This window comes from Actinoallomurus sp. NBC_01490 (assembly GCF_036227085.1).
Classification (GTDB): domain Bacteria; phylum Actinomycetota; class Actinomycetes; order Streptosporangiales; family Streptosporangiaceae; genus Actinoallomurus; species Actinoallomurus oryzae.
On the sequence record NZ_CP109433.1, the window covers coordinates 7,462,916 to 7,483,849 of the forward strand.

At 67.8% G+C, this 20,934-nt stretch carries 21 protein-coding genes and 1 pseudogene; 14 read left to right on the forward strand and 8 right to left on the reverse strand.

All coding sequences use genetic code 11. The annotated features are described in order from the left end of the window. Positions 1-231: 231 nt before the first annotated feature. A complete protein-coding gene (locus OG417_RS34500; RefSeq protein WP_329237689.1) occupies positions 232-1,164 on the reverse strand; it encodes a LysR family transcriptional regulator in 933 nt (310 codons plus the stop codon). A 112-nt stretch (positions 1,165-1,276) separates the two neighbouring features. Here OG417_RS34500 and OG417_RS34505 point away from each other — a divergent pair, with 112 nt between their 5' ends. The 5 genes from OG417_RS34505 to OG417_RS34525 all read left to right on the forward strand — a co-directional run bounded on the left by OG417_RS34505 (position 1,277) and on the right by OG417_RS34525 (position 5,262). Continuing rightward, entirely contained in the window at positions 1,277-1,999 is a 723-nt protein-coding gene (locus OG417_RS34505; RefSeq protein WP_329237691.1) for an aspartate/glutamate racemase family protein, read from the forward strand. A 29-nt stretch (positions 2,000-2,028) separates the two neighbouring features. Continuing rightward, positions 2,029-2,505, forward strand: a complete 477-nt coding sequence (locus tag OG417_RS34510) for a RidA family protein (RefSeq protein ID WP_329237694.1) — start codon at positions 2,029-2,031, stop codon at positions 2,503-2,505. Between the two features lie 79 nt (positions 2,506-2,584). After that, complete coding sequence (locus OG417_RS34515) at positions 2,585-3,460, forward strand: acetaldehyde dehydrogenase (acetylating) (RefSeq protein WP_329237696.1); 876 nt, start codon at positions 2,585-2,587, stop codon at positions 3,458-3,460. After that, a complete protein-coding gene (gene dmpG, locus OG417_RS34520; RefSeq protein WP_329237699.1) occupies positions 3,457-4,461 on the forward strand; it encodes a 4-hydroxy-2-oxovalerate aldolase in 1,005 nt (334 codons plus the stop codon). The genes OG417_RS34515 and dmpG overlap by 4 nt, the downstream gene beginning before the upstream one ends. A gap of 3 nt (positions 4,462-4,464) precedes the next feature. Continuing rightward, complete coding sequence (locus OG417_RS34525; RefSeq protein ID WP_329262790.1) at positions 4,465-5,262, forward strand: 2-keto-4-pentenoate hydratase; 798 nt, start codon at positions 4,465-4,467, stop codon at positions 5,260-5,262. A 459-nt stretch (positions 5,263-5,721) separates the two neighbouring features. Here OG417_RS34525 and OG417_RS34530 read toward each other — a convergent pair whose 3' ends face one another. Next, positions 5,722-6,051, reverse strand: a complete 330-nt coding sequence (locus tag OG417_RS34530) for an ArsR/SmtB family transcription factor (protein WP_329237703.1) — start codon at positions 6,049-6,051, stop codon at positions 5,722-5,724. A gap of 358 nt (positions 6,052-6,409) precedes the next feature. Here OG417_RS34530 and OG417_RS34535 point away from each other — a divergent pair, with 358 nt between their 5' ends. The 3 genes from OG417_RS34535 to OG417_RS34545 all read left to right on the forward strand — a co-directional run bounded on the left by OG417_RS34535 (position 6,410) and on the right by OG417_RS34545 (position 9,657). After that, on the forward strand, positions 6,410-7,618 hold the full coding sequence (locus OG417_RS34535; RefSeq protein WP_329237706.1) for an MFS transporter: 1,209 nt from the start codon (positions 6,410-6,412) through the stop codon (positions 7,616-7,618). A gap of 174 nt (positions 7,619-7,792) precedes the next feature. After that, complete coding sequence (locus OG417_RS34540; protein ID WP_329237709.1) at positions 7,793-8,431, forward strand: FMN-binding negative transcriptional regulator; 639 nt, start codon at positions 7,793-7,795, stop codon at positions 8,429-8,431. Positions 8,432-8,694: 263 nt separating this feature from the next. Further along, positions 8,695-9,657 carry a zinc-binding dehydrogenase gene (locus tag OG417_RS34545; RefSeq protein WP_329237712.1) on the forward strand — a complete coding sequence of 321 codons (963 nt, stop codon included), beginning with the start codon at positions 8,695-8,697 and terminating at the stop codon, positions 9,655-9,657. A 200-nt stretch (positions 9,658-9,857) separates the two neighbouring features. Here OG417_RS34545 and OG417_RS34550 read toward each other — a convergent pair whose 3' ends face one another. Beyond that, a complete protein-coding gene (locus OG417_RS34550) occupies positions 9,858-10,730 on the reverse strand; it encodes a polysaccharide deacetylase family protein (RefSeq protein WP_329237715.1) in 873 nt (290 codons plus the stop codon). Between the two features lie 43 nt (positions 10,731-10,773). On the opposite strand from OG417_RS34550, the gene OG417_RS34555 reads away from it, so the two are divergent. After that, positions 10,774-11,733, forward strand: coding sequence for a LysR family transcriptional regulator (locus OG417_RS34555; RefSeq protein WP_329237718.1), 960 nt, complete (start codon positions 10,774-10,776; stop codon positions 11,731-11,733). A 466-nt stretch (positions 11,734-12,199) separates the two neighbouring features. Here OG417_RS34555 and OG417_RS34560 read toward each other — a convergent pair whose 3' ends face one another. The 4 genes and pseudogenes from OG417_RS34560 to OG417_RS34575 form a co-directional block, all read right to left on the reverse strand. After that, positions 12,200-12,388 carry a hypothetical protein gene (locus OG417_RS34560; RefSeq protein ID WP_329237720.1) on the reverse strand — a complete coding sequence of 63 codons (189 nt, stop codon included), beginning with the start codon at positions 12,386-12,388 and terminating at the stop codon, positions 12,200-12,202. A 226-nt stretch (positions 12,389-12,614) separates the two neighbouring features. Then, positions 12,615-13,223: pseudogene (locus OG417_RS34565) on the reverse strand (heavy metal translocating P-type ATPase); the annotation flags it as partial. A gap of 89 nt (positions 13,224-13,312) precedes the next feature. After that, complete coding sequence (locus tag OG417_RS34570; RefSeq protein ID WP_329237724.1) at positions 13,313-14,227, reverse strand: hypothetical protein; 915 nt, start codon at positions 14,225-14,227, stop codon at positions 13,313-13,315. A gap of 45 nt (positions 14,228-14,272) precedes the next feature. Next, entirely contained in the window at positions 14,273-14,434 is a 162-nt protein-coding gene (locus OG417_RS34575) for a hypothetical protein (protein WP_329237726.1), read from the reverse strand. A gap of 184 nt (positions 14,435-14,618) precedes the next feature. Between OG417_RS34575 and OG417_RS34580 the strand changes: the two genes are divergently transcribed. Then, positions 14,619-14,960, forward strand: coding sequence for a DUF6082 family protein (locus OG417_RS34580; protein ID WP_329237729.1), 342 nt, complete (start codon positions 14,619-14,621; stop codon positions 14,958-14,960). Here OG417_RS34580 and OG417_RS34585 read toward each other — a convergent pair whose 3' ends face one another. Beyond that, on the reverse strand, positions 14,961-15,497 hold the full coding sequence (locus tag OG417_RS34585) for an AAA family ATPase (protein WP_329237732.1): 537 nt from the start codon (positions 15,495-15,497) through the stop codon (positions 14,961-14,963). Positions 15,498-16,109: 612 nt separating this feature from the next. Here OG417_RS34585 and OG417_RS34590 point away from each other — a divergent pair. The 4 genes from OG417_RS34590 (at position 16,110) to OG417_RS34605 (ending at position 20,883) form a co-directional block, all read left to right on the forward strand. Next, positions 16,110-16,340, forward strand: a complete 231-nt coding sequence (locus OG417_RS34590) for a hypothetical protein (protein ID WP_329237735.1) — start codon at positions 16,110-16,112, stop codon at positions 16,338-16,340. 375 nt (positions 16,341-16,715) lie between these two features. Beyond that, on the forward strand, positions 16,716-17,462 hold the full coding sequence (locus tag OG417_RS34595; RefSeq protein ID WP_329237738.1) for an ABC transporter ATP-binding protein: 747 nt from the start codon (positions 16,716-16,718) through the stop codon (positions 17,460-17,462). Further along, positions 17,462-19,270 carry an ABC transporter permease gene (locus OG417_RS34600; RefSeq protein WP_329237740.1) on the forward strand — a complete coding sequence of 603 codons (1,809 nt, stop codon included), beginning with the start codon at positions 17,462-17,464 and terminating at the stop codon, positions 19,268-19,270. The genes OG417_RS34595 and OG417_RS34600 overlap by 1 nt, the downstream gene beginning before the upstream one ends. Before the next feature lie 638 nt (positions 19,271-19,908). Beyond that, on the forward strand, positions 19,909-20,883 hold the full coding sequence (locus OG417_RS34605) for a LacI family DNA-binding transcriptional regulator (protein WP_329237743.1): 975 nt from the start codon (positions 19,909-19,911) through the stop codon (positions 20,881-20,883). Positions 20,884-20,934 lie beyond the last annotated feature (51 nt).

Sequence of the window (20,934 nt, forward strand, 5' to 3'; positions counted from 1 at the left end):
GCCGAGTTTTCCTTGGCTGTTCTGATTCATTTAACCGGGCTGAGATCACAGTAGAACCAAGCTGAGATATCAGCAACCCATCCTAACGTCGCCGAAGAGAAGCACCGTGTGGTCCAACCTGCCGGGCACACACTCGCTCGCGATAGACCCGCGCGACGCGCTCCGCGTGCCGACCCGCGTCCAAAGCGCAAGGCCGTGAAGTCAATGGCGTTCGCCCAGGAACAAGAATGATCACGAGTGCCCGGCGAGTCCTGCGGGAGCCTCGGGTCTTTCATCGCCAGGCCGAGGCTGCACGGCGTTCAGGGCGGTCATGAAACCTGTGAGGAGGGGGCTCATGTCCCCGGCTCGCCAGACCAGATGCAAGGTGGTGGCGGTACCCGCGAGTCGTCGAGGTGTCACGCCTTCCCGGTGCAGGACTCGATAGGAGTCGGCCATCACGGCGGCACCGAAACCGGCGGCGACCAGCGCGAGGATCGTCTGAACGGTCCGTCCTCGTGCGCCGATGCGTGGCACGATCCCGGCATGGTGGCACAACGAGGTGATCTCATCATGCGCATGGGGCGCGGATTCGCGTGGCCACAGCACCAGGGAGATCTGGCCGAGTACGGACACCGGTGCCGGCTCACGGGTCCTGGCGAGCGGGTGCCCGGCCGGCAGGAAGAGGGCCAACGGCTCGCGCGCCCAGACCCGTGTGGCGAGGCGAGCGTCGCGGACCGGTAGCCGCTGCACTGCCACGTCGAGGCTTCCGTCAAGGATGCCGGCCGACATCTCGGCGTCGTCGAACAGTTCCACCAGGGACAGGTCGACGTCGGGGAGTTCGGCTCGCAGCCGGCCGAGGGCGTCTCCCAACGCGCCATTGATTCCGGACCCGGCGAACCCCACCGTCAAACGACCGGTCTTGCCCTCGGCCGCCAGCCGTACGTCGTTCAGGGCGGCTTCGGCATCGGCCAGCATGTGCACGGCACGCCGGAGCAGCGCCTCGCCCGCGGCGGTCGGAATGAGACCGCGGCCGGCGCGTACGAAGAGTTCGGCCCCCAAGCGTCGTTCCAGGTCACGTAGCTGCCGGCTCAGGGTCGGCTGGGTCAGCAGGAGGCGGCGGGCGGCTCCGCTGATGGACCCCTCTTCGGCGATCGCGACCACATAACCCAGCAACCGTAGATCCATCCATACCTCCACAGCATGGGCGTCATATCACCCGATGCCTCACAGTAGGCACGTGGAGATCCCCCGGTAAAGAATGAAGTCGTCCCGATCCCCGGACAATGCCGGAGCCGTCGTGAAACATCTCGGAGTTCTCGCTCACAGCACGGGGGGAGCCGCCCTTTGCTTCCTCACCTTCTGCGAGGAGGGATTCCACCGGACCGGCCGCAACGAACATCCCGACGTCACCATGGACTACATCGCCTTCGGGTACAGCATGCCCGCCTGGGACGCGGGGGATCACGCGAGCGTCCGGGCCACCCTGGCCACCAGCGCGCAGCGGCTCGCCCAGGCCGGCGCCGACTTCTTCGTATGCCCCGACAACACCGCCCACATGGCTCTGGAGGTGCCGGGACCGGACCTCCCCCTGCCGGGCCTGCACATCGCCGAGGTCGTCGCGGACCAGGCCGCGACCGAGAGGCGCGCACGCGTGGGCGTGCTGGGCACCAGGTACACGATGGACGGCCCGCTGTACCCGCGTGCGCTCGCCGCCCGCGGGATCGCCGCGGAACTGCCGGACGCCGACGACCGCCACCTCGTCAACGAGATCATCTTCACGGAACTGGTGAACGGCGTGATCAGCGACTCGTCGCGCCAGACCTACCTCCGCGTCATCGAACGGCTGGCCGACCGAGGCTGCGACGCGATCGCGCTCGTCTGCACCGAGATCCCGTTGCTGATCACACCCGACGTCTCACCCCTGCCGACATTGGATTCAACCCGCCTGCTGGCCCGAGCGGCCTACGACGTCGCCGTGGGCGAGCGGGCGATGCCCGACTGGCGCGGCGGCCCTCCCTGAGCCTGAGACACCACATAACGGAGTATGAGATGTCAGATTTCGAACGGCGCCTCGGGGCGCTGGGGCTGACGTTGCCGGAGGTCATTCCGCCGGTCGCGACATACTTGCCCGCCGTACGCAGCGGTGACCATGTCTACGTATCGGGCCAGGTGCCACTGCGGGAAGGGCGGCTGATCGCGACAGGCCGGCTCGGTGACACGGTCAGCGTCGAACGCGGATACGAGTGCGCGCGCCAGTGCGCACTGAACGCGCTGGCGGCGCTGAAGGCGGAGATCGGCGACCTGGCGACGGTCGCCCGCGTGGTCAAGGCCCTGGTGTTCGTCGCGTCGACAGCCGATTTCACGCGGCACCCTCAGGTCGGCGACGGAGCGTCGGACCTGCTCCGCGAGCTCTTCGGCGACGCCGGACGGCATGCCCGCTCGGCAGTCGGAGTATCGGCGCTGCCGCTGAACGCACCCGTCGAACTGGAACTCCTGGTCGAGCTCGGCCGGCCGGCACACGGCTGAGCCCGCGAATCTTCAGAACCCCCGGCCGCCGGCCGGTGGGGAACGCAACATCTTTCGGTCACGAGGAGGGCGCGCACGTATGCCCGCGAAAGTCCCGGCGGCGATCGTCGGTTCAGGCAACATCGGCACGGATCTGCTCTACAAGCTACGCCGATCCGAGCTCGTCGATCCCCATTTCATGATCGGCATTGACCCTGGCAGCGAGGGTCTGCGGCGAGCGAAGGAGCTCGGCGTCGAGGTGTCCGCGGAGGGGGTCGACTGGCTGCTCGGCCGATCGGACCGACCCCCGCTGGTCTTCGAGGCGACCTCGGCGAAGGTGCACGCCGCGGCCGCGCCACGCTACGCGGCCGCGGGGATCACCGCGATCGACCTGACACCCGCGTCGATCGGCCCCTGGGTGGTACCCGCGGTCAACCTCGACGACCACCTGCAGGCACCGAACCTCAACATGGTCAGCTGCGCAGGACAGGCCACAATCCCCCTCCTGTACGCGATCGACCAGGTCGCGGACGTCTCGTACGGCGAGATCGTCGCCACCATCGCGAGCGCCAGTGCCGGTCCGGGCACCCGGGCCAATCTCAGCGAGTTCAGCGAGAAGACCGCACAGGCCCTGACCACGGTCGCCGGAGTGGACGAGGCCAAGGCGTTCTCGCTGATCAATCCGGCCGAGCCGCCCATGGTCATGCGCGACACCGTGTCCGCGAGGGTCCGCCGGAGTGACGCCGACCAGATCGAGCACGCCGTACGAGACATGGTCGCGAAAGTCCGACGGTACGTGCCGGGTTACCGGCTGCGATTCGTGGAGGTCGACGGCGACCTGGTCACCGTCATGGTGCAGGTCGAGGGCGCCGGCGATTTCCTGCCTGCGTACGCGGGCAATCTCGACATCATCACCGCCGCCGCGGTCGCCGTCGCCGAACGGATCGCGGGGAAGACTCTTGGAGCCACCCGATGATCACTCTCGTGGATACGAGCCTGCGCGACGGCATGAGCAGCGTCTCGCACAGGTTCACACCGGAACAGGTCGGCGCGGCGGCAAAAGGCCTCGACAGGGCGGGGATCCAGGTCATCGAGGTCGCCCACGGCATCGGCATCGGTGCCTCCTCGATCCAGTACGGGTTCGCCGCCGCGACGGACGTCGAGTACGTACAGGCCGCTGTCGGTGCGGTGGACAGGGCGGACATCGCCGTGTTGTACGTGCCGGGGATCTCGACGCTCGCGGCCTTGGACGCCGTCCGCGACGCGGGGGCGACCACGGTACGAGTCGCCACGCACTGCACCGAGGCCGACTGCGCCGAGCAGCCGATCCGCCACGCCCGCGACCACGGCATGCGTGTAATGAGCTTCCTGATGATGAGCCACAAGCTCGAGCCCGCGGCGCTCGCCGAGCAGGCCGCCAAACTGGACTCCTACGGCGCGCAGGTGATCTACGTGGTCGACTCCGCCGGGGCGCTCGTGCCCGGTTCCGCCGGAGCACGCGTCGCCGCACTGCGCGACGCGGTCCACGCCGACATCGGGTTCCATGCCCACAACAACCTGGGTGTGGGCATCGGCAACGCGCTCGCCGCAGTCGAGAACGGCGCGACCTACATCGACGGGTCGCTCCGAGGTCTGGGAGCCAGCGCCGGCAACGCCCAGACGGAGGTTCTCGCAGCGGCGCTCGAACGAGCCGGTCACCACCCGGGAGTCGACGTCTTCGCACTGATCGAGGTCGCCGAACACGTCATCGCGCCGTTGATGACCGAACCTCAGATCATCGACGAGACCGCGCTCCTTCTCGGCTACGCCGGTCTCTACTCCACCTTCTTCCACCCGGCGAAGCGCGCCGCGGGCAAGTACGGCGTGCCCGTGCGCGAAATCCTCCTGGAGCTGGCCCGACGCGAGGTCATCGGCGGCCAGGAGGACATGATCATCGACGTCACGGCGGAGCTTTCGAGCCGAGTACGGAGCGCGTAAGTGATGAAGCCTGCCGAGATTCGTGAGGCGGCCGCCGCGCTGCTCGACGCCTATCGCTCGGGCACACCGATTCCTCCCTTGATCACGACCTACCCCAGCGCGACGATCACCGACGCCTACCGGATCCAGCAGGAACAGGTGCGGACCTGGACCGAGGCCGGAGACCAGGTCCGCGGCCACAAGATCGGCCTGGTCTCCGCCGCGATCCAGCGACAGATGGGCATCCACGAGCCGGACTACGGCCACCTGACCGCGAACATGTTCCGCCCGGAGCACCGGCCGATCCCCGCCTGCACGTTCATCCAGCCACGGATCGAGCCGGAGATCGCCTTCGTCCTCGGTGTGCCTCTCCGGGGGCCCGGCGTGACGGTCGAGGACGCCATCAAAGCGGTGCGATATCTGCTGCCGGCGCTTGAGATCGTCGACTCCCGCATTCAGGATTGGAAGCTCTCAATCGTCGACACGATCGCCGACAACGCGTCGTCCGGGGCGGCGATCCTCGGAAGCACGCCGATCTACCCGGCCGACGTCGACCTGCAATCCGCGAACTGCACTCTGCGCAGGAACGGTACGGTCGCCGAAACCGGCACAGGAGCGGCGGTCCTCGGCACACCGTTCAACACTCTGGCCTGGCTGGCGAACGCCATCGGTCCGCTGGGGGTGTCGCTGGAGCCTGGTCAGGTCGTGCTGTCCGGCTCCATCACCAGAGCCATCGCGATCGCGCCCGGCGACAACATCACGGCGGAGTTCCCCGGGATCGGGAGAGTGACGGCGGTGCTGGCTGAGGAAGACCCGTCTTGACAGAAAGGGTCCGTGAACGGGGCTGGCGGTCGGCGGCGAGGAACAACTGACGAGATGCCGTCGTGCGTGCGCACTCTGAGACGAACGTTGTCGAGACCGTACGATCCGTAATCCCCAAGGCACCTCCCGCCTGGCCGTCGATGGCGCACCCGACTACGAAGCCTCGGCAGGGGCCGTCACCAGGCCGGCGCACGTCATCACAGCGGGAGCACTCAAGATCGGCCGCGCCGCCTGACCCCATCGCGAACGACGCGTGCCTGCCACTCACCACTGATCAGGAGAGGAAGAACGACATGTCAATCGTCACATTTTCCTGGACGCTGGAACGAGATTCTCCGAAGCGTGGACATCCGTCGTTATGCGGCCTGTGTCACCGTACAGAACCTGCACGGATCGCAGTCGCGACCTGACGGGTGGCCCTGGCCATCACACCCGCCTCGTGAGGTTCCCGATTGCCGATCAGAGGTGCTCGCCAATCGCGATCGACAGTTGCCGCAAACGGTTCTCGTCTCGTCGGTAATGCGTCCATTTACCGACACGCGTGGAGTTGACGAGCCGTGCACGCTCAAGGGTCGCCATGTAGGAAGAGACAGTCGACTGCGCCAATCCGGCCTTAGCCTGAATGTGACTGACGCACACACCGACAACCTGGCGATCCGCAATCGGCTCGTAGTCCGCGAACTCGTGGTCCGGATCCCTGAGCCACTGCATGATCTGGAGGCGGATTGGGTTGGCCAGCGCCTTGAACGCTTCGAGCATGTCCTCGGGCAGCCAAGCCTCATCACCCATAGCCAGCCTCCTTCTCGTCATCTCGATATATCACGGTATCTCGATGACGGCCCGATACCCAAACTCGGTGCACCTGCGGCAGGGTGACTCCGGCTGACCAGCCTGTCGATACCTGCTCATGGCACCCCCCATGTCGGAGGCCTGGCGTCCCCGCTCTGGCGAGTGCGGCCCGATCGATGACGTCGCCCAGGACGCGGCGGCCCCGGCCGGGTCGAGGCCGTACGGCTGCATCGAAACTCCAGGTCAGACAGCACCGAAGGCCTCTCCGCCGACAGCCGTTTGGCTTCATATCGAGTTTATGCGATACTTCGATGTGTTCGCGGTCCACGCGGACGCATCGAGTGATGGAGGGTTTGACATGCCTATCGGGCTTCTCGCCCTGGCCCTGGGGGGCTTTGGCATTGGACTCACCGAGTTCGGGATCGTGGGGCTATTGCCGCAGGTGGCTGCGGATTTCCGCGTCAGCGAGTCGGTGGCCGGATATCTGGTCTCGGGATACGCACTGAGTGTGGCGGTCGGCGCACTCGCGCTGACCGCGGCGCTGGCTCGGTTCGACCGCAAGAAGGTGCTGCTGGGTCTGATGGGGTTGTTCATCGTGGGCAACCTGATCTCCGCGCTTGCGCCGTCCTACTCGGTGCTGATGACCGGCCGGGTCATCGCGGCCCTGTGCCACGGTGCGTTCTTCGGGGTCGGCTCGGTGGTCGCCGCGGACATGGTCGCCCCGAACCGGCGTGCCGGCGCCATTGCGCTGATGTTCGGAGGGCTGACCGTGGCCAACGTGGTCGGAGTGCCCGCCGGGACCCTGCTGGGTGAGCAGTTCGGCTGGCGGTCGACGTTCTGGGCGTTGACCATTATCGGCGTCGTCACCCTGATCGGCATTCGGCTGCTGGTGCCGTCTGCTCCGGCTCCCGCTCAGGTGAGTTTGCGCGGAGAGCTCGCCGTCTTCGGTCGTCCCCAGGTGTGGGTCTCCCTGGCGGTCAGCGTGCTGGCCTTCGGCGGCGTGATCGGCGCGTTCACCTACATCGCCTTCACCCTCACCAAGGTCAGCGGATTCGCCACCGCCACCGTGCCCTGGCTGCTGGTGCTGTATGGCGCGGGCACGTTCGTGGGCAACTACTTGGGCGGCAAGTTCGCCGACCGGACGCTGAACACCTCCCTTGCCACGATCCTGGCGCTGACCACCGCCGTGCTGACGGTCTTCGCGCTGACCGCGCACAGCAAGCCCATGACGCTGGTCTCGCTTGTGCTGCTCGGCATTGTCGGTCTGGCCACCGCGCCTGGCCTGCAACTGCGGACCATGCGTTTCGCGCAGGACGCCCCCACCCTGGCGTCTGGCGCCAACATCGCGGCCTTCAACGTCGGCAACGCGCTCGGCGCCTGGTTGGGCGGGCTGGCCCTAGCGGCCGGCTACGGATTCGTCTCACCGCTGTGGGTTGGCGCGGCCGTCACCCTGGCCGGACTCGCCGTCCTCGCCACCGGATCGGTCCGGACCCGGCACCAGGACCGGGCTTCCATTCGGCAAGCTCCGTCCGAACGCCCAGCGTCGGCGGTCACCGCCACCAGCTGACCTGACGCCACCACGCGACCCACCGCCAGGCCACCGGCCGGCGGTGGGTCGCGGCGTTCCGCGGCTGGAGCCGGCCGGCGCAGCGGTGCTGCCGGCAACGCTTATCGGTACGTGGTCGTCTCGCCCGCTGAAATATGTTTGTGCGGACCTACGTATAGAATTACAGTCGACCGCATGATGATTCACCCTTGGGATGCCGCGGAGACGCAGGAGGCGCTCGGCTTCGTACGGAGAAATGAGTTCGGGCATCTGATCGCTGCAGGCCGGGACCGGGCCGTTCCCATGGTGGTCCCCACTCAGTTCCTCCTCGCGGATGACCGAACCGTGCTGTTGCACCTCGCCCGGCCCAATCCCATCTGGCGGGCCATCGAGGAGAACCCCGCCGTCGTGCTGTCGATTGCAGAAGATTGGTCGTACGTACCCGGCAGTTGGCGTGGCCCCGCACGGGGTGGAGAGCCCGCCTACGGAATTCCGACCACGTACTACGCCGCTGTTCAACTCGTTGGAGACGCTCAAATCGTCAAGGACGAAGTCGGCAAGGTAGAGATCCTGCGGGCGCAGATCGGTCGACACGAAGCCGACGGTGGACTGGTGGATCCCGGAGAACATGCCCGGCACCTCCCTGGAATCCAAGGACTGCGGATCACCATCCGGCAGGTAAGAGGAAAGCTCAAGTACGACGGGCATCTCGACGACTCGGCCAGAAGCTATCTGGCTGACCGCTTCGCCGAACGCGGCGGGCCAGGTGATGCCACCGCCTGCAGGCATCTGCGTTCTGCACGAACGGAAGCCGGTAAGGCGCCGTCGGCCTAAGCCAGGATCTCGGACGCCGGCACCCTGAGGAACTGTTCGTCACGCCATGGGCACTACTGCGCCGGCATGCTGACCTGACGAGTCCGCCCGGCGGCCCCTGGGTACGTCATCAGGTTCCCTTTCGTGTCTCCGGTCTGGCCCGCCCTGGCGTGTCAGGACTCTTCTCGCGTGCAGCGGTCGAAGAGTTCGACCAGCCACATGGATAAGACATGACAAGCCGCCGGCACGGCGTGCCATCGGCTCTGAACCTTGTAGGAGGGAACATGTCAGTTCGGGCTCTCGTCGTCGATCCATCGGTGAGCGAGTCGGTGCGGCCGGCCGATGTACCGGACCCTGTGGCCGGGCCTGATCAGGTGGTGTTGGAGGTGCATCATGCCTCGCTGAACCATGGGGACCTCAATGACGCCCGGACCGGCCGTGTGCCGCCGGGCGCGGTGCTCGGTTCGGATGCCGCCGGTGTGGTGGTGCAGGCCGCGGCCGATGGCACAGGCCCGGCGGTGGGCACCCGGGTGGTGGCCTTGACCGCTGGGGCCTTCGCTGAGCGCACCACGGTCGGCGTCGACGGATTGGCCCCGGTTCCGGAGTCGGTCGACCTGGTGACCGCGGCGGCGTTGCCCGTGGCGGGTCTTGCCGCCCTGCGTTCTTTGCGCGCGGCCGGGCTGACTTCGCGGAAGCGGGTCCTGGTCACCGGCGCATCGGGCGGTGTCGGCCGGTTCGCCGTGCAACTGGCGGCGCACGCAGGCGCCCACGTGATCGCCTCTGTCGGCTCGGCCGGCCGCGGGGAGGGGCTGGCCAAGGCGGGTGCCGCCGAAGTCCTGATCGGGCTGGCGGACCTCGACCGGCCGGTCGACATCGTGATCGACAACGTCGGCGGTCCGCAGCTCGTCGAAGCGTGGAGCATGCTCGCGCCGGGAGGAAGTCTGCAGAGCGTCGGCTGGACCTCCGGTCAGCCGGCCACCTTCCCGCCGTACTCGACGATCGGCCCGGCCAAATCGTTGACCTCGTTCGTCAACGAAGGCGAGTTCGCCGCAGACCTGGCCATCCTCGTCCAGCTTGTCGCCGAGGGCGCCCTCCGCACCGAGATCGGCTGGCACGGATCGTGGGAAAACGTGGCGGAGGCGGGCAAGGCGCTGCGCGGGCGGCAGGTCAACGGCAAAGCCGTCCTGGACATCGACACCCACGGCCGTCGACACGCAGCCGAGGACGTCGTGGTGGAGCCACGGTGAACGGCCCCATCGCGTAGGCGACGCGCGTCTGGCGCTGAGCACGGCTCCCGCCGACCCGAAAATCGTCGTAGCGACCGACGGTGATCAGGCTCTACACGGCGCCGCGGCAACCTTCTCAGCGTCGGTCGTCCCAGCGGGGCGCGGCCCGCATGCCGCGCCCCGGGCGAAGACCGCGTGGACCGCAGGGCCGTCCTGGACCGTCAGGGCTGTTTCTGGACGGTGCGACTGTAGTGATCGGCGATGTCGTCGCTGGTGGTCAGCCAGACGTCGGGCTGAGCCGCGAGGTAGGCGAGGGCCTGGTCGAGGTACTTGGCGCGGAATGCCTGCCCGGTCACGAACGGGTGCAGGGCCAGGGGCAGCACCCGGCCGCCGTGCTCGGAGTCGGCGCTCAACTGCTCGTGCTGGTCCTTGACGATCTGGACGAACTCCTGGCCGCTGGTGCCCTTGGCGAACAGGCCGAGGTCGTTCAGTTCGACCGTGTAGGGGACGCTGAGCAATCCTGGCACGTTCAGCGGGTAGGGCTGGTCGTCGTTGGTCCAGTCCAGTACATAGCTGAGGCCGAGTTCGGCGAGCAGCCCCGGGGTGTTGAACGTCTCGGTCAGCCCGGGGCCCATCCACCCTCTCGGCCGCCGTCCGGTGGCGTCGGCGACAGTGTTGACGACACGGGTGAGGAGGGCGCGCTCCTGGTCCTGGTCCATCGCGGCGTGCAGGATCGAGTTGGTCTGCCCGTGCGCGAGCCAGGCCCAGTCCCGTTCGAGGCCGGCCTTGATGATCTGCGGGTTGTGATGGACGACGTCGGAGTTCAGCAGCACGCTCGCGCGGACGCCGTGCCGGTCGAGAATCTCGGTGATCCGCCAGACGCCGACACGGGGCCCGTAGTCACGCCAGCCGTAGTTGAGCGCGTCGGGGACGAGGTCGGCGGTGCCGGGCCAGATGCTGGTGGACGGGCGGTCGATCAGGAAGTGCTCGACGTTGAGCCCGACATAGACGGCGACCCGCTTGCCGTCCGGCCACTGCAACGGCGGGCGGTCGGTGATCGGGCTGTAGTCGAAGAGCGCGTTCTCGAGTTGCATGGATCAACTGTGCGGTGACCGATATATGCAGATCAACGGGGAGTTGATCTATGATCGGTGCGTCAGATTCACCGATCGGATCGGGCAGGCGTTGGAGCGGCACGAGATCGAGACATTCCTGACGCTGGCGGAGGAACTGCACTTCAGGCGGACCACCGAGCGGCTCGGCCTGGCCCAGGGCCGGGTGAGCCAGACCATCAAGAAGCTCGAGCGACGTCTCGGCGGCCCGCTGTTCGAACGCACGAGCCGCCATGTCGCGCTGACCCCGATGGGAGAACGGCTCCGCGACGACCTGGCGCCCGCATACCGGCAGATCCAGGATGCGGAGGCGCGGGCGATAGCGACCGGAAAGGGCATCACCGGGATTCTGCGCGTCGGGTTCTCAGGCCAGTGGGTGAGCGATCTGCTCCTCCAGGCCGCCGAGGCGTTCACCGGCCGATACCCCGACTGCGCGGTGCGGACGCAGGAGGTCCAGCTCACCGACCCATTCGGTCCGCTGCGGGCCGGTGAGCTGGACCTGCAGCTCACCGAGTTCCCCGCTGCCGAACCGGACCTGGTGACCGGACCGGTGATCTTCTCCGAGCCGCGCGCGCTGATGGTTCCGGCCCGGCATCCGTTCGCCCGCCGCGCCACGGTCAGTGTCGAAGACCTCGCGCGAGTGCCGTTGGTCGCCGTGTCGGGTGCCATCCCCCAGTACTGGCTCGACCACCACTACCCAGCTCGGACACCGCAAGAACGGCCCATCGAGCGGTTGACCACCGCCGTCTACTGGGCCGAGGTGCTCTCCCTTGTCGCCACCGGCCGGGGAGTGTCGACCGCAGCGCTGCGCGCGGAGAAATATCACGCGCGTCCCGGCATCGTGTTCGTACCGTTCAGCGACGCGCCGCCCATCGAGTACGGGCTGATCTGGCCGCGCAACGGCCAGACGGCACGGGTCCGCGCGTTCTGCGACACCGTCGTACGGCAGGCGAGCAAGGACAAAGCGCGCGGCATGAGCCCGTGAGCGTACCTGCGAGCCGCTCGGCGCCGCCCGCAAGTGCGGTTCGGCGTCCTCGGGGTCCGCCAGCAGGCCGCGGGCTCGGCTGATCAGCGCACGCAGGCGGGGAGAGGCGTTCTCCGCGAGCGCTCGTGCGGAACGCTCGACGATCGGGCCGACCTCCTCGCGGCGGCCGCAGCGCACAGCGGCGACGGCCAGATCCGCGAGCGCCGGATAGGAGGCGTGATAGTGCACGGGCGCACCGTCCGCCGTGAAGACCATGCGGAGTTCGTCGTACGCGGTCTCGTACGCGCTTTCCGCGACCGGCGCGCACCGCGCGCTTCAGCAACGCACTCTGCAGGTGCAGTCACGTTACGGATACCGCGCGTACGAAGGCCGCTCGTAGGGTCCGAGGAAATGCTCTCCGATTCCGAGAATGTCTCATGCCCCAGATCACGCTCGGGAACGTCACCATCACCCGAGTCTGGGAATACTACGGTTCGGTCGAAATGACGCCCGACACCTTCTTCCCGGAAAGCCCGACGGAAGTATGGGATGAGAGCGCGTTGTTGTCGGCCGCCCAGCCCAGTACCTTGCGGCGGGTGGCGCGGGCGGCTGCGGCGTCCTCGCAGAAGCAGCTGTTGGAGGCGGGGTCGAGGATCTGGACCGGGCTGTGCAGCATGTCACCGACGAATACCGCACGGTCCGCTCCGGAGGTAAGGGTCAGCACGGAGCCGCGGAAGTGGCACGCGAGGGGAACAAGTTCGCCATCAAGGGCTGGGCCCCCTTCACCCCGTACACCGAGCAAGCCCCGCTGCCCCAAGGCATCCGCAAGGGCCCCGTCCTGCAGAACAGCCCCGGGCTCCCTACCACTCAATAGGTCCCTGACCTGCGGTTACCTTTTTTCGGCGGATCTTGTATTGGTCCTTGGCACCCATCTCCAGCAGGGCCCGCAGCGCAGCACCGGCGCGCCGCTTGGAACGGGCCTCGAAGTAGCGGCCGGCCAGGATGAACACCGTAACCCCGGCGGCGACCTCCAGATAGATCTGTCTCGCTCCGGAGGTGCCTTCGATCGTGCAGGTGAACGGGTGTCGCATGCCGGCTCGCCAGCGGTGCCGAAGAACAGCGCGTACAGCGACCAGCCGAACGCCGCGATCGTGCCCAGCGACACGAGGGTGTCCATCGTCGCCGCGCCGAGTTTGAGGTTCTTGTACGCCGTGCGGTGGAACGGCAGCGCCTCCACACCAGCAACAGGGCCGCCAGGGTCAGCGACGCCCACTGCCAGTACCGGAACTGCAGCGCCGGGACCATGGCGAGCAGGATCACCGGGACGGCCGGCACGGCGCTGACGATGGGCCGCTCGCGCAGCGGACCGTACGGCGGCGTCCTCCGCGTCCGCCGCGTTTCTCCACCTGGGCGATCAGGTCGTCCGGGGGTGATGTCGAGACGCTGGCCTTCTCGGTGGCGTAGTTGACGGTCGCGGTGACGCCGTCCAGCTTGCTCAGCCGCTTCTCGATCCGCGCCGCGCGCGCACGTCATCCCGCGATCGCCAACTCCACCCGATCAGGTGCCGTGCTATTAGTGGTGCTCGTGACCCTTTCCCGATCTAGTGGCGGGTGGCCGCGTCGGCCACGACGGTGAACTCGGCAGTGTGGACCGTGCCGTCGTGCTGGAAGTCCAGATAGAGACGGTAGGCGCCGTCGGACGGTGCCTCGGCGTGGAAGGTGACGGTCGGGCCCGGTGTGGTCTTCCCGTCGCCGGGCTCGCCGTCGGGGTGGATGTGGAGGTAGGCCAGGTCGCCTTGGCGCAGCGCCACGAGGTGCCCGTACGCGGCGAGGTAGGGCTGCAGATCGGTGACCGGGCGGCCGTCCCGGGAGACCGTCAGGTCGAGCCGGCTCCCCCGCCCCGCGACAAGGGTGCCTTTGCGGGTGACGGTGTAGCCGTCGACGGTCACGGTCGTCGCCGGTGCGGGCAGTGGCCTGGGCGTTCCGTTGCGCGCGACCGCGGTGTCGATGCCGAGGGTCAGTGGGCCGGCGCCGGTGGGCTTGAAATCGGCGAACGCGCGGTAGGCGCCCGGCCCGCTCAGCGGGGAGGCGACCCGCCAGGTGCCGTCGGTGTCCATCGTCGGGTGCACATGCCGGAACCCGGACAGGTCGCGGCGGACGACGATGAGGTGCATCCGCTTGTCGTGCTGCGTGTCGAGCGCCGTGACCGCCCGCCCGTCCGGCCTGGTGATCCGGAACGCGAACGCGCCGGTCGCGTCGGGCACCGTGGTCAGGGTGTACCCCTTGTCGGAGACGAGCAGCCCACCGGGCTGAGCACTGCCCGTCGCGCCGTGACCGCCGTGGCCCATGGTGTCGTGGTCCATACCGCTCTCCATTCCTGCGTGGTCGTCGCCGTGTGCGGTGTGCGGTTTCTCTGCGGCCCCGACGGGGCCGGCCAGGTGACCGGCCCCGAGCGCCGCGCCGAACACCGCCGCCAGTCCGAGGCCGAAGATGCCGAGCCTGACCGGCGTGTTCATCGCTGTCTCCTATTGCTCCGCTCGTCTCCGGAGCGGCTTGGCGTCTCAGAACCGACGAGTTCGTAGCCGGCCGATCTGGTAGGTGGTGTTGACGATGCCGGAAGCCAGCCCGCCCTGCTCCGGAGCGACCCCGCCGATGGCCGCCATGGTCGCGGGGATGAACACCAGCGCCATGCCGACCGCCGAGATCAGCGAGCCGGGCAGCACGTCGGTGGTCCGGCAGGCTATCCGTGAGATCGCCGAACTATGGGAACCGGCAGAGCCGCTCGTCCGCTACTTCGCCCGCGAGATCATGCCACTGATGCCCCAGGTTCGATAACCGACCAAGGTTCAACGAAGCGGCATGCCTCGAAGGGCAGGTCACCGCCACGGCGCACTCACCACGATCCTCTTGCTCCTCATCGCCGTAGTGGCCGTCGCCTTGATCGGCATCTCGCCGATCGCGCTGGGGATCTTCCATAGCGCCACCAGGGCACGGGAGCGGCTGAGCTTCATCCACCAGACCTACGGCGCAGCATCCGCGATCATCTCGGTGCTGGCACTCGTCGGCATCGTTTTGACACTGAACTACCAGGCACGACAAACCAAACTCGCCCGCGAACAGGCACAAGGCCAAGCCGTCAGCGACCTGCTCAAGATGGCGATGAACGACCCGGACCTCGCCGAATGCGAGGGACCGATCACGCCACCAGAAGATCCCAAGATACGCAAACAACTCCTTACACCAACATGATCAGTGGCTGGTGGTGTGCAGGCCGGCCAGGCCGGAGTCGAGCATGATCTGTTCCACCGTTTGGCCGAGCGGGCTGTCCGCGCCGATCACCGTCTCGACTCCGCCGGCGAGAACGTCCAGCGGCCGGTACCAGGTACGCATCTCCACTTCGCCGTACTCACCGGCCTGCGGCTTGGTCGCGTGACGGCGCAGAGTCTCGTCGAAGGGGACGTCCAGGTAGTAGGCGCAGCTGGTGCCGCGATGATCAGCGAGAAGCTGGGTGAGCATTGCACCGTACCGGTCGGCGTACAGAATGCCTTCCACGACCGTGTGATAGCCGGCATCCAGTGAATATCGGGCAACGGTATCGATCAGGCCGATATTCGCACCGCCCGGGATGTCACGTTCGCGCAAGACGATCCGGCGCAGATTGTCCTGGGCCACGATCGCCAGGCCCCGACCGAAGCGCTGCCGCAGGTGAGCGGCGATGGCAGACTTGCCAGATGCCGAATTTCCGCGCAACACGATCAGCCGCGTCTGGTCCGTACCTGTCATCATCGCCCCCACGCTACGACACCGAGAAAACGCAAGCAGGATAAACCGCAGGGCTTGAACCCTGCGCTCACCAAGAGCTTCCCGCAGGACACGCACGGAAAGGAGCGGAATAGGGTACTCCTGAATGTCTCCATCCGCTCCATCTGGACCCGACCCCGAGATATAATCGGACGCTAGGAACCGATTAGAATTTTGTGTGTTTCACGGAACGGGCCCCATTCGGGCCATGTGCGGTCGGATGCGGTCCCCCCTCGGACACACTATTTGTACATGCCCGAAGATTCTCGGCATGACAGAGCGCCCGCTCGATGCCCAGCTTCGGCTGTGGCATCGAGTCCTGCTCGTGTTACCTCCCTCCGGTGTCAACGCCACGTGTAGAGCGGTGCGCTGTGGTCGCGTTTGGGCGTATCAGCGCGTGCGGCCGAGGGTGATCTCCACCTCCCCAGTTCCTCAAAGATGAGGGTTCCCCCGAAGTGTGGATACCGGGTGTTATGCGGCTTGCGCGGCTGGATCCGCCGCGCCCGCGAGGAGAGGCTCCGTCGGAGAACATGCGGAGGTACCTGATTCCAGGACTTCCAGTTCGTCGACGCGTTCACAGCGCTGCTGAGGGCGGCCGTGGCGTGCGCCGAATCCTTCGAGGCGCGAGTACCGTTCGGGCGGTACCTCGGCCAGATCGCCACGGACACCGAACGGAGGCACCTCCACCGCGCGCTGACCGTTCTCGCCGCCGACGCGGGGCCCGCCGAGCCAGAGCCGGTGACCGCCGAATTCCGGGCGCTGATGGATGAGACCAGGACCCGGCAGGACTACCCGGCGGCCCTCGCCGTTCTGTGCGTGGCGGAATAAAGCCATCTGGGATGGGCCGGCCGGACGACACGGTCGCTCCCGGAGAACTTCGTGCACCGGGAGTGGGCCGAACTGCACAGCGGCCCGGAATTCGAGGCATGGGTGACGCTCCCGGATCAAGAACGCGAACCGGTCCGCCCGATCGCCGAAGGCGATCAACAGGGTGCGGGCCAGCTGGATCACCCACAACAGCAGTCGAGTGGGCGGTGCCATCAAATACATGGATGCTGCGGATCGCGTGCTCCGCGACTACCCACGACGAGCCCTCGTCGCTTCCCCCGAGCGAGCTACACCAAGTGACCACCGCGAGGTGATGTCCCGAGCCGGATCAGTTCCGTAGCTTCTCCCTACCGACAAAAGACGAAGGAACATTGGATGATCACGACCGAAACACACGTGGACGTCGCAGTCGAACTCCGTGACGTGGTTCGGGAATACGGCAGCAAACAGGCACGCGTCCGCGCCCTCGACGGCGTCGGTATCGGTTTCGCGCGGGGCACGTGGACTGCCGTGATGGGACCATCCGGCTCGGGCAAGTCCACGCTCCTGCACTGCGCCGCCGGCCTCGAGCGTCCCACCAGCGGCCAGGTGCTGCTCGGCGACCGCGAGCTGACCGCCGCCTCCGAGCGCGAGCTCACCGCGTTGCGGCGTAAGGAAATCGGGTTCGTGTTCCAAAGCTTCAACCTCGTCGGCTCGTTGACCGCCGAGCAGAACGTCGCGCTGCCGCTGCGGCTGGCGGGCCGCAAGGTATCCACGAAGGAGGTGCGTGCGATCCTCAGCGAGGTCGGCCTCGGCGAGCGATTGCGGCACCGACCGCGCGAGCTTTCCGGCGGTCAGCAACAGCGCGTCGCGATCGCCCGCGCCATGATCACGCGGCCATCGGTGCTGTTCGCCGACGAGCCGACCGGCGCGCTGGACTCCCGCTCCGCGCGCACGGTGCTCGGCCTGCTGCGCTCGCTCGCCGACGACTCCGGGCAGACCATCGTGATGGTCACCCACGACCCCGCGGCGGCGGCCCGCGCCGATTCGGTGCTGTTCCTATCCGACGGGCGCATCGTCGACCACCTGACCCGTCCGTCCACACGCCAGGTCGCCGACAGGCTCGCCGTACTGGAGGACTGATGCTCAGCCTGTCCGTCGCCACGTTCCGGGAACGCTGGCAGCTGTTCGTCGGGGCGATCATCACCGTGACGCTCGGCGTCGCGCTCGTGCAGTCCTCGCTGCTGATCGTCGTGTCCGCCGGGGACCACGGTGAGGCGATCGCGGTACTCGGGCTGGCGCTCGGGGTCTCGACGTTCCTCGCGATCTTCATTGTCAGTTCCACGTTCGCGTTCACCATCGCCCAGCGGCGCCGCGATCTGGCGCTTCTCCGCCTCATCGGCGGCAGCCGCGGGCAGGTGCGACGGCTGCTGCTGTCCGAGGCGCTCCTGCTCGGCGCCCTCGGCACGGTCCTCGGCGTGCCCGTCGGGCTGGTCGCGATGAGCGCGCAGACCTCGCTGCTCGCGAGTCTCGGGTTCCTACCGGATTCGTTCAGCGCCGAATGGCACGGCTGGATCCTTTACGTCTCAGCGGGAATCGGCATCGGTGTCGCGCAGCTAGGGGTGCTCGCCGCCTCACGCCGGGCGTCGCGGGTGCGTCCGCTGGAAGCGCTGCGGGAGACCGGGGCGGCCGCCAAGGTCATGACGCTCTCCCGGTGGTTCGCCGGAATCCTGCTGCTCGCCGTGGCGATCACACTAATGTCGATCTCGACCGCTGTGGACAGCCCCAACGGGGCGATCCCGCTGTCGATCAACTCCACGCTCGCGCTCGCCCTCGGGCTGAGCGCGTTGAGCCCGGTCGTCGTGCCGCTGGTCGGCAGGGTCACCGGAAGCCTCGCGGGCACAACGACCCTCGGCAGGCTCGCGCGGGCGAACCTGCGCGACGGCGTCCGCCGCAGTGCGTCCACCGCGGCACCACTCCTGATACTGGTCGCGCTCGTGATCGGGCTGGCCGGCACGTTCGACACGCTTTCCGCAGGCGCGCAACGGCAACTGGCCGACGACGTGCACGGTGACCTCGTCGCGGCGGGACCGGTGGCGCCCGGCACACCCGGCGTGGCGAGCGCGTCCGCGGAATACACCCTGTCGATCAAGGTCACCACCGTCTCGTACGGCGACGAGGAGACCGACGACGTGGAGGCGCTCGCCATCGACCCGGCCGCCTACCAGCAGGCGCACCGGCAGCGGCTCGTCGCCGGGTCGTACGCCGACCTGCACGGGCTCGCCGTCGCAGCGGCGGGTGGCGATCTCGGCTCCACCGTCCGGATCCGTGTCGGAGGCCGGGAGATCACCCCGCGCGTGGTGGCGGTGTTGCCGCCGAAGCTCAACGGTGGCCCGGAGTACCTGCTGCCGCGCGATCTCGTCCCGCCTGCCGCCCTCGGGCCGGCCCGGTCGATCGTGCGGCTACAGCCGGGCGCCGACGCCGGCGCCGTGGCCGCCGCGCTGCCGCAGCCGGTGTCCACCGTGGACGACTGGATCGCCGAAAATGACAGCGCGCAGGACACCCTCAACGCCGGCGTGATGAAGGTGGTCATGGGGCTGGCCGCGCTCTACGCGATGATCGCGGTGGTGAACGCGGTCGTCATCGCCGCAGGGGAACGGCGGCGCGAGTTCGCGGTCGCACGGCTGACCGGGTTCGGCCGGGGACAGGTGATCGCCACCGCGTTGCTCGAATCGTCCGTCGTCACCGTGACCGGCCTCGGGCTCGGCTGGCTCGCGGCGCTGGCCACGCTGATCGGCATCAGCGGGGTCGCGGGCACGGTGGTGATGCCGTGGGGCGTCTTCTGGCTTACCGTCCTCGGAGCGTTCCTGGTCGTCGGCGCGACGAGCGTGTGGACGAGCCTCACCGCGACACGCCCCACGCCGATCTCGCTGGCGGGAACGCGCGAATAACCCACCGACCACCAGGATCGACAACAAGGTATACCGCTGCGGCACAGCGAAAGCCGACACGCCCGCCGCTGATGCTCGACCTTGGCGGGAGGCCGGCGACCTGAAGTGCGCGGATCAGGTGCTCGTCGCTCCAGTCGCCTGCGGGTGGCGATGACGGCTATATATCGGAATCACTGCGCCCGGTCTCGATGCCGCCCGCCGTCGGTGGCCTGCACCAGGGCGCCCTCGACGCGGCGCCCTTCCAGGTATCAGGGCCTCCGACCAACCCGGGGGCGCTCCACACGGTGTTGCGGTACAAGCGTCACCAGAGCTAGACAACGTTGTCACCGATGGAAGCATCGTCGTAATCTTCCTGCGGCCGGGTCCCGCCCTTCCCGGTCGCACCAATGGCGACGGAGAAGCGGCTCTGACCTGGCGATCTTTGGGGCGGAACTCTCCAGCGCACTCGACCGTTGACCCTTCACGTGGACGGATGACGGTCGACGCATTGCTGATAACGATGTCTCACTAGGCGGGCTATGCTGTCGGGCAGCCGTCAACCCGCCGAAGTTCGGGGCGACGAACAGGGCTGAGCGACCTCTGGCAGAAGGGCTCTGGTGGACAAGCAGGACAGGCCACGCAGGCCAACGATCTCAGATGTGGCGGCCGCCGCCGGAGTCAGCCCAAAGACGGTGTCCCGTGTCATCAACAACGAGCCGGGCGTGCGCGCCGAACTGGCCGACCAGGTGCTCGCGGCGGTCAGCAAGCTCGGGTTTCGCCGCAACACCATGGCCAGCTCACTGCGCTCCGGCCGGCAGACCGCGACCATCGGGCTGATCATCGAGGACCTGGCCAACCCGTTCTACTCCACGATCGCGGCGACGGTGGCCAACATCGCGCGCACCCACGACACCCAGCTGATCACCGTCAGCTCCGAAGAGAACCCCGACCTGGAGCAACGCCAGTTCCTCCAACTGTGCCAGCGTCGAGTGGACGGCATGATCATCGTGCCCGCCGGCTCCGACCACTCCTACACCCGACCTGAGGTCGAGATGGGCATGCGGATGGTCTTCCTGGACCGTCCCCCGTCGGGCATCCTGGCCGACAGCGTTGTCATCGACAACGCGGCGGGTGCTCGGGCCGGCATCGTGGACCTGCTGAAGGACGGACACCGCCGTATCGGAGTCGTCATCGACTCCCCGGTCATCTACACCGCACGTGAACGGCTGACCGGCGTGCGCTCGGCGCTGGCCGAGGCGGGCATCCCCTATGACGACACACTGGTCAAGGTCGGCGTCACGAACCCCGATGAGGCCGCCCACGCCGTCGCCACCATGCTCGACGGCGCCGACCCGCCCACCGCCTTCTTCACCGGCAACAACCGGAGCACCGTCGGCGCGATCCAGGAGCTGTACCGCCGCGACAGCGACGCCGCGCTGCTGGGCTTCGACGACTTCGAACTGGCCACACTGATGCCGCGCCCGCTGACCGTGATCGCGTACGACGTTCAGGAACTCGGCCGCGCCGCCGCCCTCCGGCTGTTCGAGCGGATCGGTGGGGACACCTCCTGGCCGTCAGAGACCGTGATCCCCACTCATCTGGTGCAGCGTGGCGTCCAGCTCCTGAAGTCCTGACGCTCTCACTCGTGGCGTGTCGCCGGCGGCGGTCATCCGCAGCAGGAGGGC

Excerpts from the sequence above, each read along its gene's own strand:
- OG417_RS34500 (WP_329237689.1), bottom strand. The coding sequence starts at position 1,164 with ATGGATCTACGGTTGCTGGGTTATGTGGTCGCGATCGCCGAAGAGGGG.
- OG417_RS34510 (WP_329237694.1), top strand. The coding sequence starts at position 2,029 with ATGTCAGATTTCGAACGGCGCCTCGGGGCGCTGGGGCTGACGTTGCCG.
- OG417_RS34515 (WP_329237696.1), top strand. The coding sequence starts at position 2,585 with ATGCCCGCGAAAGTCCCGGCGGCGATCGTCGGTTCAGGCAACATCGGC.
- dmpG (WP_329237699.1), top strand. The coding sequence starts at position 3,457 with ATGATCACTCTCGTGGATACGAGCCTGCGCGACGGCATGAGCAGCGTC.
- OG417_RS34525 (WP_329262790.1), top strand. The coding sequence starts at position 4,465 with ATGAAGCCTGCCGAGATTCGTGAGGCGGCCGCCGCGCTGCTCGACGCC.
- OG417_RS34530 (WP_329237703.1), bottom strand. The coding sequence starts at position 6,051 with ATGGGTGATGAGGCTTGGCTGCCCGAGGACATGCTCGAAGCGTTCAAG.
- OG417_RS34535 (WP_329237706.1), top strand. The coding sequence starts at position 6,410 with ATGCCTATCGGGCTTCTCGCCCTGGCCCTGGGGGGCTTTGGCATTGGA.
- OG417_RS34540 (WP_329237709.1), top strand. The coding sequence starts at position 7,793 with ATGATGATTCACCCTTGGGATGCCGCGGAGACGCAGGAGGCGCTCGGC.
- OG417_RS34545 (WP_329237712.1), top strand. The coding sequence starts at position 8,695 with ATGTCAGTTCGGGCTCTCGTCGTCGATCCATCGGTGAGCGAGTCGGTG.
- OG417_RS34550 (WP_329237715.1), bottom strand. The coding sequence starts at position 10,730 with ATGCAACTCGAGAACGCGCTCTTCGACTACAGCCCGATCACCGACCGC.
- OG417_RS34560 (WP_329237720.1), bottom strand. The coding sequence starts at position 12,388 with ATGCTGCACAGCCCGGTCCAGATCCTCGACCCCGCCTCCAACAGCTGC.
- OG417_RS34570 (WP_329237724.1), bottom strand. The coding sequence starts at position 14,227 with ATGAACACGCCGGTCAGGCTCGGCATCTTCGGCCTCGGACTGGCGGCG.
- OG417_RS34585 (WP_329237732.1), bottom strand. The coding sequence starts at position 15,497 with ATGATGACAGGTACGGACCAGACGCGGCTGATCGTGTTGCGCGGAAAT.
- OG417_RS34595 (WP_329237738.1), top strand. The coding sequence starts at position 16,716 with ATGATCACGACCGAAACACACGTGGACGTCGCAGTCGAACTCCGTGAC.
- OG417_RS34600 (WP_329237740.1), top strand. The coding sequence starts at position 17,462 with ATGCTCAGCCTGTCCGTCGCCACGTTCCGGGAACGCTGGCAGCTGTTC.